Origin of the sequence: Nocardiopsis rhodophaea, assembly GCF_039530945.1 — a bacterium.
Classification (GTDB): Bacteria; Actinomycetota; Actinomycetes; order Streptosporangiales; family Streptosporangiaceae; genus Nocardiopsis_C; species Nocardiopsis_C rhodophaea.
On sequence record NZ_BAAAPC010000010.1, the window covers coordinates 148,548 to 160,325 of the forward strand.

Genomic DNA, 11,778 nt, shown 5'->3' on the forward strand with positions numbered 1-11,778 from the left:
AGTGCCGCGGCGGTGGCAGAGGCGGCGGATGTGGCGGCACTGGCGGGCGCCGCGGACCGCGCGGGGACGGCTCCGGCCGGTGGCTCTCGCGCCATGGGGAATCGGCCTGGGGGCCGGCGCCCTCGCGCTGGGTCCGGCGCTCGGGCCGGGGTTCGCCCTGCGGTACGACATGGTGTTCGTTCCCGATCCGCCGTTGTCAGCGGTGACTCTGGGCGGCGGTGACGGCTTCCCGCGCGCCGTGCCCAGCGATGCCGTGGTGGGGGCACTGAACCGGATCCTTCCGCTGCCCGCCGACGCCGTCCAGGCGCTGGTGCTGCTGGCGATCTTCATGATCGGAGCGGCGGGCGCGGCCCGGCTGGTTCCGGGGCGGTGGGTCGTGCCCCGGCTGGCGGCGGCCGTGTTCTACGTGTGGAACCCCTTTGTCGCGGAGCGGCTGCTGCTCGGGCAATGGGCGATGCTGCTGGGGTACGCCGGGCTGCCGTGGGTCCTGGGGGCGGTGGTGCGCTCGGCCCGCCTGTCGCGACTGGTTGTGGCGCTCGTCCCGGCGGCGGTGGGCGGGTTCTCCTCGGTCGTGCTGTCGGCGGTAGTCGCCTTTCCGGCGGCGGTGGCGCGCGGAGGGCGGCCCGGGCGGCGGTGGCGCCCGTGGACGGCGGGCGCGGCGGTCGCAAAGGTCGCGGGTGGCCTGCTGGTGGTGAGCCTGCCGTGGCTGATTCCGGCGCTGGAGAGCGGGGCGCGGACCGACCCGGCGGCGGTGGACCTGTTCGCGCCGCGCGCGGACACGCCGTTCGGGACGGTGGGGTCGCTCCTGATGCTGGGCGGGGTCTGGAACGCGCAGGCGGTGCCGGAGTGGTACGGGCATCCGTTCGTCGCGGCGTGCAGGCTCCTGCTGGTGATCGCCGCGCTGTGGGGGTGGGTGTGGCTGGTGCGGCGCCATCGGCCCGACGTCGCCGGGGCGCTGACGGGGGCGGCGGCCATCGGCTTCGCGATCGCGCTGCTGGGCGTCACCGATATCGGGCGCGAGCTGCTGCGCGGGCTGATCGCCGTGTGGCCGGGCTTCGGCCCGCTGAGGGACGGACAGCTCTACGTGGCGCCGCTGGCGCTGCTGCAAGCCGTCGGGTTCGGCGGAGCGGTGAAGTGGCTGCGGGGGGACGCGAGCGACCCCCGTGACGCGCGGGGGGACGAGGGCGACGCAGGGGGTCGGGCCCCTGCGGGAGCCGGCGGGCCCGCGGTGGTCCGGGCGGATGCCGGGGCCGGTGGGCGTGCGGGAGCGCGGGGGATCGACGGAGTTCGCGGGCATGCGGAGGTCGAGGCTCGGGGGGAGCCCCTTTCTTCAAGTCAAGCCGAGCCGCCCGCCACCCCGCCACTCCCACCTTCCACCCTGTGGACAGGGCGCCGTGGGGACGCCGCCGGCGCCTTCGCCGCTCTCCTGTTGCTCCTGGCCCCGCTCGTGCTGCTGCCGGGCCTCGCCTGGGGCGCCGCCGGGCGGCTGGCCCCGGTCGATTACCCCGCCGAGTGGCGGCAGGTGCAGCGCGTCGCCGCCGCCGACCCCGCCCCTGGCGCGGTCCTGGTCCTCCCCTGGAGCGCCTACCGCGGCGTTGACTGGGCCGGCGGCGGACGTACGATCGTGGTACTCGATCCAGCGACAAAGCTGTTCGGTCGGCGCGTCGTGTGGAACGATGACCTTCGGGTCGCGGAGTCCGGAAAAGTCCACATTGTCGAGGGTGAAGACCCCCTCGCCCGCCGGGCCGCTGAGGTGATCGGCGCCGACGGCGCGGGTTCAGTCGCCCCAGAGCAGATCCCGGCGTCCTTGCGCGCCCCCGGCGCCGCCGCCCGCCTGGGCGGGTTGGGGATCCGCTATATGCTCGTCGAGCGCGAGGCGGTGTCCTCGTCTTCGGAGTCCTTTGACCCCGCTTCCGAACCCCCCTCCCAACGCCCCACAGAGAACAAGTTCCTGTTTGCCTCCGAGGGGGCCGAGATGGTCCACGACGGCGCGCGTCTTGCCCTCATCCGACTGCCAGATGAGCACGTCGCGGCGGTAAAGGACCACCTCTCGCTCTTGGAAGTTACCGTCTGGTTAGTTACAGTTGGGGCAATTCTCTGGTCATGTGCTGAATCAGGTTCTAATCTCGTTCTCATGCGTCCGGCCCGCAGTGCCGGGGCGGAATCGCGGAAGGAGAGCTCCCAGTGATCAAGATCGTCGTCGCCTCAGTGATCGGAGCGGCTATGGCGGGCACGCTGGCCCTCGTCGGGTCCACTGTCGCAACGAGCGCCAATTCATCGGCCGAGCCGGTGAATGAGTCTCTCTACAACTACGGCGACCGCTAATTCGCCGCGGGCGGCCTCGCTGCGCTGTGTCGACAGCGAGGCCGTCTGAGAGTCTTCCCCGACGTCCGACATCGTCTCGCGGTCCCGCGTGGCCCGCCCGTCAGAGCAGGTCCGGCCGGTGGGGGAACCCGCAACTCGTGGTGTTGTTGGCGGTCAGGATCGCCACTACAGTGCACCTTTTGCCCTGATTCCTCCCCCGTCCGGCCCAGAGATTCCCAGCCCTGGGAACCGTCGCCGCGACGCCTGAACGAGCGCTCGTCTGGGTGAGTGGGCGGAACAGGAGAGCATGTGGTTTACCAGCAGACCCCCCTCTTCCTCGACCCGATCTACGGGCCGCCGGTGACCCTCGACCCCGAGGCGCCGGAGACCTCCGGCGCGGGCCGGATCCGGCCGGTGGGCGTGCCCTTCCCCTCGGAGGCCGCGGGTGGCCCCGAGGCGGAGCACGCCCAGGAGTCGGCGCGCGCGCAGAGCCCCAGGGAGCCGGACGAGCCCACCGAGCCACGCCTCGACGGCGTCCGCATCGTCATGATCAATTGGCGCGACCCGTGGCAGTCGGTCGCCGGCGGCGCCGAGGAGTACGCCTGGCGGATGAGCCGCCACCTCGCCGGGCGCGGCGCCTGCGTCACCTTCCTGACCAGCCGCGAGCCCGGCCAGGCGCGCGTGGAGACCCGCCAAGGGATCGTCATCCGCCGCATGGGCCAGAAGTTCAGCGTCTACCCGCTGGTCATGCTCTGGCTGCTGCTCTGGCGGCGCGAGTTCCACGTCGCCCTGGACTGCATGAACGGCATCCCGTTCTTCTCCCGGCTGCTCCTGCCCCGCCGCACCCGCGTCATCAGTGTCGTGCACCACGTCCACGACCTGCAGTTCAACGCGTACTTCAACCGTCCTCTCGCCTGGTTCGGCAGATTCATCGAGAGCACGGTGGCCAGCCGCGTCTACCGCTCGTGCATGACCGTCACGGTCTCGGAGTCGTCGCGCCGCGCCATGCGCGAAAAGCTCCGCTGGCGCGCCCCCATCACGGTCATCCACAACGGCAGCCCGCCCGTTCAGCCGATCGCGCTCGACTGCGCGCGTGCCGCCCGGCGCGCGCGGTCGGGCGAGGCCACCCGCACCGATGCCCCGACCGGCACGCACGACGACACCATGGGCTCCCCGGCGATCGTCAGCCTTGGCCGCGTCGTCGTCCAGAAGCGCGTCTCCCGCGTCGTGGACATCGCCAGCCGGCTCCGCGACTCCCGGCCCGGCCTGCGCGTGCACATTGTCGGACGCGGCCCGGAAACCGAACCGATCGCCGAGCGCATCGAACGCGAGGGCCTCCACGACCACGTCCGGCTGCACGGCTTCCTCCCCGAAGCGGAGAAGAACGCCGTCCTGGCCGGTTCCCTCCTGCACGTCACCGCCTCGGAGTTCGAGGGGTGGGGGCTCACCGTGATCGAGGCAGCCGGGCTCGGCGTCCCGACGGTGGCCTACGACGTCGACGGCCTACGCGACTCCGTGCGGCACGGCGAAACCGGATGGCTGGTGCGCGAGGGCGAGGACCTGACCGAGGTCGTGGACAAGGCGCTGGCCGAACTCAGCGATCCCGCGCGCGCCGCCGAGATCAGCGCCGCCTGCCGCACCTGGGCGGCCCGCTTCACCTGGGAGAAGAGCGGGGCGAACATGACGCGCCTGATCGCCTCCACCCTGGGCCGCGCCGACGCGCCCACCAGCGTGGCCGCCACCGCACCCGACACCGCGTCCGTGTCGGCACCCGCGTCCACCGCCCCGACGGCATCCCCCTCAGGCGAGGCCGCCACGTGACCCTGCCCGCAACGCACGCTCCGAACGGGCGGGGCGATCAGGGCGGACCCGGCGAGGAGGCCCGCCCCGACACGGACACCAACCTGCTGCGCCGACTCAAGCTGCTGGGCGTCTGCCTGCTGCTCAGCGCCGTCGCGTTCAGCCTCGACCCGCAACTGATCGTCGGCGACACCAAGATCGACCTCACGATCAACCCGTTCGGCTTCCTGGAACGCGCCCTCTACCTCTGGGACCCGTCCTACTTCGGCCAGCTGCAGAACCAGGCCTACGGGTACTTCTTCCCCAACGGGCCGTTCCACGCGCTGCTCATCGCCCTGGACATGCCCGAATGGCTGGTCCAGCGCACGTGGATGGCCGTGCTGCTGTGCGCCGCGTTCCTCGGCACCTTCAAACTTGCCGCCGCGCTCGGCATCGGCACGACCAACACCCGGATCATCGCGGGCGTGGCCTACGCGCTGGCGCCCCGCGTGCTCACGCTCATCTCCTACAACTCCGCGGAGCTGCAGCCGATGATGCTGCTGCCGTGGATCATCCTGCCGCTCGTTTACGGGGCCCGCCACGGGCGCGACCCGATGCGCATGGCAATGCTTTCCGGCGTCGCCTTCCTCCTGTGCGGCGGCACCAACGCCGCCTCCGAGCTGGCGGTCCTCGTCGTCCCGTTGATCTACCTGCTCACCCGCGCCAACGGGGCGCGCAAGTTCCGGCTGCTGGCCTGGTGGCTGACGGCGCTGTTCCTGGTCTCCTTCTGGTGGCTGGCCCCGCTGCTGGTCATGGGCAGTTACGTGTTCTCGTTCATGCCGTTCACCGAGGACGCGGCCACGACCACCGGCGTCACCTCCCTCATCAACGCGCTGCGCGGCGCCTCCAACTGGATGGGCTACGTCCCCACGCAAGGCCAGCCTCCGCTGCCCGCCGGCGCCGAACTCTCCACCGAACCCTGGCTGGTAGTGGCGACCGCGCTCGTCGCCGGGCTCGGCCTGGCCGGGCTGATCAACCGCCGGATGCCCGAGCGCGTGTTCCTCGTGGTCTCCGTGCTCACCGGCACGGCGATCATCGTCGCCGGATACACCGGCGACCTCACCGGTCCGCTCGCCCCCACCATGCAGGCGGCGTTCGACGGCATCCTCAGCCCGTTCCGCAATATCCACAAGTTCGACGCGCTCATCCGGCTCCCGCTCGTGCTGGGGCTGGCCCACCTGCCCGTGGTCGCCGCGCTGGACGCGGCCGACCGCCGCAGCGGATGGATCCGCACGCTGGGGCTCTCGCACCACGTGGTGCGCCGGGCCGTCGCGGGAACGGTCGCGGTGGCCTTCCTCATCACCCTCACCCCCGTCGCGACGGTGGGCGTGGCCACACGCGGCGGTTTCGAGCGGATCCCCGGATACTGGTACGAGGCCGCGAAGTGGCTGGACGCGCACAACAGCGGACCCGGCGGCATGACCATGGCCGTTCCCGGTTCCGCCCGCGGCGAGTACGAGTGGGGGCGGCCCATGGACGAACCCATGCAGCCGCTGATGCGCAGCGCGTGGACCAACCAGCAGATCATCCCCTGGGGCTCCGCGGGCGTCTCCCGGCTGACCCATGAGCTCGACCAGCGGATCTCCTCGGGTCGCGGCTCGGCCGGACTGACCGCGACGCTGTCCCGCATGGGCGTCACCTACCTGCTCGTCCGCAACGACCTGCAGCGCACCGGCAACAACGGCGGCTGGCCCGCCCGCGTCCACCAGGCGCTGCGGGACTCGCCCGGCATCACGCGGGTGGTGGCCTTCGGCCCGGAGATCGGTGCCACGGAGGCCTACCGGGCGAGCGAGTGGTACGACCAGCCCTACCGCTCGCTGGAGATCTACAAGGTCGGCGACGGGGTCGACGGCCGGGACGGCGGACCGGCGCCCGTCGTCGGCACCGTGCCCGCCGACAAGGCGCTGCGCGTGACCGGCGGCCCCGAATCCCTGCTCTCCATGGCCGAGCAGGGCATCCTCCGCGACGACCGGCCGGTCATCGTCGGCGACGACCCCGGAGCCGAGGACATCGCGCCGGAGAACACCGTCGTCACCGACACCGCCCGGCGCCGCGAGGTCGTCTACTCCGACGTCCGGCACAACGTCAGCCACACCCTCACCGCCGACGAGGAGTACGAGCGCGACGCGCCCGCGCCCGACATCCAGGACCCGGCCTGGGAGGGGTACACGGCCGTGGCCAAGAACCGCGGCATCGCGTCCGTCACCGCATCCTCGTCGGAGGCCGGAGCCAACGCCAGCCCCGGCACCCGCGACCCCGGTCGGGCGCCGTTCGCCGCGCTCGACGACTCGTTCGCCACCTCGTGGCGGTCCAGCGGGTTCACCGGCTCCATCGGTCAGTGGCTGGAAGTCGAGTTCGACAAGCCGCGCGACCTCCGCAAGGTGAGCATCGCCTTCGAGCAGATCACCGGGGAGCCGCCGCCCTCCGAGATCGCGCTGGTCACCGACGACGACCGGGTCACCGCTCCCGTGTCCGCCACCGGCAAACCACAGGATTTCCGCCTCCCCAGCGGGGAGACCAAGCGGCTCCGCATCCAGATCAAGAAGCTCGCGTGGGAGCCGGACTACCGGTTCGGCAGCCGCGTGGGCATCACCGACATCGACATCCCCGGCCTGGACGCCTCCCGGACCCTCGACGTGCCGGGCGTGGCCGGAGCCGGGACGATGATGTTCACGGGGTCCACCGGCACCGTTCCGGGGTGCATGGAGGGCTCCGAGGTGTGGGTGTGCAACCCGAGGCTCGCCGTCCAGGGCGAGGACGCCTTCGGGATGGACCGCACCTTCGAGGTGTCAAAGGACGCGGCGTCCAAGCGGCACACCGTCCGCGGCGAGGCCGTCGTCATCGACCCGGTCGACGTCGAGAACGCGGCGAACCGGGCCGGGGGATACCCCAAAATCACCTCGTCCTCCACGTCGGTCCGGCATCCCGCGGCCGTGGGGCGCAACGCCTTCGATGGCGACGACAAGACCGTCTGGTACCCCGACCCGGACGAGGACCAGCCCCAGCTCGACGTCGACCTGGGAAAGTCGACCAAGCTCAACGGGATGCGCGTGGAGTTCCCGCGCGGCATCGGCCTCTCCCGGCCCATCCGCGTCACCGTAGACACCGGATCCACGGTCCGCGAGGCCTGGCTCGACGGCAACGGGTGGGTGAACTTCGCGCCGGTCACCACCGACAAGCTGACCATTACCTTCGACCCGCCGGAGAACCAGCCGCTGGAGATCCAGCGGATCGCCCTGCCCGGCGTGAAACCGCTGAAGCCGATCAAGGGCGGTGACGCCACGACGGCGTGCGGGCTCGGTCCGGTGCTCCGCGTCAACGGCGAGCGCGTGGAGACCCGCATCGTCTCCGGGACGCTGGAGGACAAGCTCAACGGGAAACCGCTGGGCTACGAGAGCTGCGACGACGTCGACCTGAAGGCCGGGTCCAACCGGCTCGTCGTCAAGCCCGGGAACCAGTACCAGGTGGACTCGGCCATCGTCGAACAGGACGGTACCGACCTCGCGGCCCGAGCCGAGAAGCCAGCCGGAAGCGGCGGCGAGAAGAACTCCGGGGACTCGGTCACACCGGTCACGACGGCCGACGTCCCCAGACTGGCCGGTTGGGGCAACAGCGAGCGCCGGTTCGATGTGGCCGTCGACGAGGACAGCTACCTCGTCGTCAACGAGAACTTCAACGACGGGTGGGAAGCGACCGTCGAGGGGTCGGACGACCCCTTGGAGCCCGTGCGGCTGGACGGGTGGAAGCAGGCCTGGCAGCTGCCCGCGGGCACCCACGGAACGGTCACGCTCTCGTATGCCCCGGACGGCATCTACCACCTCGCGTTGGGAGTCGGCGCGGTGCTCGCGCTCCTCGCCGGCGTCCTCGCCCTGCGCCGCCCGAAGAAGACCCGTCCCGCCGCACGCCTCGCCGCCGCCGTGCCGGGGCGCGTGGGCAGGGTCGGCCGCATCGCGCTGGTCCCCGCCGGCGTCGGCCTGGGGCTGTGGGTGGCCGGTGCGTCCGGTGCCGCGGTCACGGGCGCGGTACTGGTGTTCGTGTGGTGGCTGGGGAGGGCCCCGTCCGGTCGACTGCGGCACGCCCGACCCGAGCGCCCGGCCTTGGGCGGCCGCATCATCCGCTGGCTCGCCGGGCCGTGGACCGTCACCGTCGCGCTCGCGTGCGCGGGTATCTCTCTGGCTGTCGGCACCTACCTGTCGATGTACATGCCCTTCCACGACATCGGGGAGCTGCTCGGTGACCCGCTGCGCGGCTGGGTGGCGCAGCTGTTCTGCCTGCCGGCTGTCGCCCGGATGGTGGTCTCGCTAGGCGGTTTCACCATCCTGGAACAGCCGGAGCCGGACGCCGACGCGCACCGGACGCGCCCACTCATGGTCGACACGGCGACGGACGCGTCGCGGGAGGGGGCCCCGCCCGGAAACGGCAACGGCAGCGGCAGCGGTGCCAGGGCAGGAGCGACCGCGGGCGACGGCCGCTCGGACGGCGAACGGGACGTCGAGGAGGTGACGACGTGAGCCCGGCAACCGCCAGGGAGCCCCTGACCCCCGAGGCACAGGCCGCCCGAACCGGTCCTGGCGTGCTCCGCCGCAACGCCGCCCCGCTGCTGGCGGCGTTCGGGGCCTTCTGCATCACCTTCGCCCTCCTCCTGAGGTTCTTCCTGTACAGCCAGATCGCGATGATCCCCGCGGACATGCGGATGGAGCTGCGGCTGACCGACGAGGCCGCCACGTACCTCGACACCAGCACCTGGAAGACGGTCAAGGACACCGAGGTGGTGCGCAGTATCGGCGTCACCGGCACGACGAGCCCCGGCAACCCGGGGTGGAGCGCCTGGGACATGTCCACCGACACCGCGACCAAGGAGCACATGATCGAACACATGGACCGGCGGGTCATCGTCGACCGGTCCACCGGCACGGCGGTGAACTGCTGCGGCGAACATGTCGACGGAGACCGCGCGGTGCGGCAGGCCGGACTCGTCCTGAGCTGGCCCGCGAACGCCACCGACGACGAATACGCCTTCTACGACGCTGACATCCGCGCCGCGCCCCGGATGGTGTTCGACGGGACCGAGGACATCGGTGGGACGGCCACACGCCGGTTCGTCCAGCGCATCAGCCCCACCCAGGTCCCGCAGTCGTCCCGCGAGGTCCCCGCCGCGGCCCTGGGTTTGGACCGCGACGGTACGGTCGACGCCACCCGGTGGGTCGAGGTGGAACGCACCTACTGGATCGAACCGGTGAGCGGCAACGTGGTGAACGCCGCCGAGAAACGCACGGAGACACTGCGCTCGGAGTCGGGCCGGGGTGAGCGCGTCCTCCTCGACGCCGACCTCACCCTGCAGGACACCCAGGTCTCCGCCTACACGGAGAACGCGCGCTCTACCCGCCTGCTCCTCATCGCGGTGCGGACCTACCTCCCCATCGTCCTGGGGGCGGTTGGTACGGTCCTCCTCGCCGCGGGGCTCCTGGCCGCGGCCCGTGCGCGGCGCGGGCCGCGCCACGACCTCACGGGACAGTAGATCGAGGCGGGAACGCGTACCGAAAAGGGCGCCCCCAGCGGTGGCCGCCGGTTCACCCATCGTTGTGGCGCATCCTTCCGGGTACACCACGGGCCGCCGGACCGGATGCCTCGGGTCTGGCATCGCTGGACCTCTGCTGACGCTTTTTGTCCCGGGCGCAGTCGCGGCGGCCCGGATTGACACGGACCCCGATGTTGAGTGAGGAGAGCACGGTGGATCTCGTGGTGGCCGGTGCTGGAATTCTCCAGCTCGTTCCGGGCGTCAGCGGCTTGTACTTCGTTGGTGCCAAAAAGCCCGTCCCGCGGTGGCTGCTGATCGCCATAGCGGTCGTGGCGCTGGTCCTCGTCGTGGCGATGGGTGCTGCCGGGTACCTCTGGTAGCGACCACGGAGAACTCTGCGCAGCGTGATCGTGGACAAAACCGGTGCTGTTGCTCGACGCCGGGCCCTTATTCCCTGGCTTGACGCCCCGTGTGGTTGACGCGGACAGGGGCGGCCTTTTCCCGGCTGACCACGCTGAGCGGCAGCGTCGCGGCCACCGCCGACTCCGGTGCGGCAGGGCGGTCATCCGGCAGCAAGTAGGGGCCTTGACTGCGCGGTCGCGGCGTTCCACCAGCCACTCCAGCGCCGCGATCAAGGCCCCTCTTTCCGGGCCACGGCCGTGCGTTCAGCCGACGGCAGCACCGAACCATCGGGGAAGTCGGCTGAGCAGGTCCTGCTGATCGTCACCGACCCACGCCACATGGCCGTCGGGCCGCAGCAGTACGGCGGGGACGTCCAGTTCCTCGCTGCCGTCGACAACGCGGTCGACCCGGTCGTCCCAGCCCGCCACCGAGAGTCGGCCGGTCTGGTCGAGCAGCAGTCCGCGCCCGTCGCGTGTCAGCTCATACACGCGGCCCCGTTTCAGGCTGATGTCGCGCATCCGCTGGCCGAGCAGGTCATGCCCCGCTCCGGCGTCGTAGCGGACCCCGATCGCGGTGATCTTCTCGGTCAGGTGCCGGTTGACCTCCTCGATGTCCATCAGTTCCGACACCAACCGTCGTACTGACCGGGGACCCGGCTCGGTGGACATCAGTTCCATCTGCGCGCGGGTGTTGTCCAGAACGTCGGCGGCCACCGGGTGCCGTTCGGTGTGGTAGCTGTCCAGCAGCCCCTCCGGCGCCCACCCGTTGACCTCGGCGGCCAGCTTCCAGCCGAGGTTGAACGCGTCCTGGATCCCGAGGTTGAGCCCCTGCCCGCCGACGGGCGGGTGGATGTGCGCCGCGTCCCCGGCCAGCAGCACCCGGCCCATCCGGTAGCGCTCGGCCTGCCGGGTGGCGTCGCCGAACCGGGACAGCCAGCGCGGTGAGTGCACACCGAAGTCGGTGCCGGCCACCGCACGCAGCCGCTGCTGGAACTCCTCCAGGGTCGGCGGGACCGAGCGGTCCGCGGCCACCCCTGCGGCGGGTACGACGACGCGGTACACCCCTTCCCCCAGGGGCCCGGCGCCGAACCGCTGGTGGGTCGTGCGGACGTCCGCGACGATGGCGGCAACCGTCTCCGGATCCTCGGTCATTTCCATTTCGCCCAGCAGCGTCTCGGCCCTGGCGGGCTCGCCGGGGAACCCGACGCCGAGCAGCTTGCGCACCGTGCTGCGGCCGCCGTCGCAGCCGACGAGGTAGCGCGAGCGCAACCGCGTGCCGTCGGCCAGCTCGGCGCTCACCCCGTGGTCGTCCTGGCTCAGCCCGACCAGTTCGCCGCCGCGTCGGATCTCGGCGCCGAGCTCGGTGGCGCGCTCGGCCAGTAGGCGATCGGTGGTGGGCTGCGGGATGCCGAGGACGTAGGGATGGGCGGTGTCCAGGTCGGGCGCGGGCTTGGGGATGGCGGCGAAGAAGCCGCCGACCGGGTACCGCTGGCCGTGTGCGAGGAACCGGTCCAGCAGGCCGCGCTGGTCCATGACCTCGATGCTGCGCACGTGCAGGCCGAGCGCGCGGACATACGTGGTCGGCTCTGCCTCCTTTTCCAGCACGAGCGTGTGCACGCCGTGCAGGCGTAACTCGCTGGCCAGCATCATGCCGGTCGGCCCGCCGCCGACCACGATCACGTCAATCAAGAAAACCCCCCATTCGACAATGGCCGC

The 11,778-nt window shown here is 71.5% G+C and carries 7 protein-coding genes; 6 read left to right on the top strand and 1 reads right to left on the bottom strand.

What is annotated here, in order from left to right:
• The first annotated feature begins 28 nt into the window (after positions 1-28).
• From ABD259_RS13200 to ABD259_RS13225, 6 genes are all read left to right on the top strand, one after another.
• Positions 29-2,188 carry an MmpA family trehalose lipid delivery protein gene (locus ABD259_RS13200; RefSeq protein ID WP_344162557.1) on the top strand — a complete coding sequence of 720 codons (2,160 nt, stop codon included), beginning with the start codon at positions 29-31 and terminating at the stop codon, positions 2,186-2,188.
• On the top strand, positions 2,185-2,325 hold the full coding sequence (locus ABD259_RS13205) for a hypothetical protein (protein ID WP_344101956.1): 141 nt from the start codon (positions 2,185-2,187) through the stop codon (positions 2,323-2,325). The genes ABD259_RS13200 and ABD259_RS13205 overlap by 4 nt, the downstream gene beginning before the upstream one ends.
• A 288-nt stretch (positions 2,326-2,613) precedes the next feature.
• Positions 2,614-4,125: a glycosyltransferase family 4 protein gene (locus tag ABD259_RS13210; protein WP_344162560.1), complete on the top strand. Its 1,512-nt coding sequence runs from the start codon at positions 2,614-2,616 to the stop codon at positions 4,123-4,125.
• Positions 4,122-8,654: an alpha-(1->3)-arabinofuranosyltransferase gene (locus tag ABD259_RS13215; RefSeq protein WP_344162563.1), complete on the top strand. Its 4,533-nt coding sequence runs from the start codon at positions 4,122-4,124 to the stop codon at positions 8,652-8,654. Before ABD259_RS13210 ends, ABD259_RS13215 begins: the two co-directional genes overlap by 4 nt.
• Complete coding sequence (gene pgfA / locus ABD259_RS13220; protein WP_344101950.1) at positions 8,651-9,661, top strand: cell envelope lipid trafficking protein PgfA; 1,011 nt, start codon at positions 8,651-8,653, stop codon at positions 9,659-9,661. The genes ABD259_RS13215 and pgfA overlap by 4 nt, the downstream gene beginning before the upstream one ends.
• A gap of 212 nt (positions 9,662-9,873) precedes the next feature.
• On the top strand, positions 9,874-10,041 hold the full coding sequence (locus tag ABD259_RS13225; protein ID WP_344101949.1) for a hypothetical protein: 168 nt from the start codon (positions 9,874-9,876) through the stop codon (positions 10,039-10,041).
• 285 nt (positions 10,042-10,326) lie between these two features.
• On the opposite strand, the gene rox is transcribed toward ABD259_RS13225, so the two are convergent.
• Positions 10,327-11,751, bottom strand: a complete 1,425-nt coding sequence (gene rox, locus ABD259_RS13230; protein ID WP_344101948.1) for a rifampin monooxygenase — start codon at positions 11,749-11,751, stop codon at positions 10,327-10,329.
• Positions 11,752-11,778: the final 27 nt, after the last annotated feature.

Bases quoted from the DNA above. Each gene is read 5' to 3' on its own strand.
- ABD259_RS13200 (WP_344162557.1), top strand. From the start codon at position 29: ATGTGGCGGCACTGGCGGGCGCCGCGGACCGCGCGGGGACGGCTCCGG.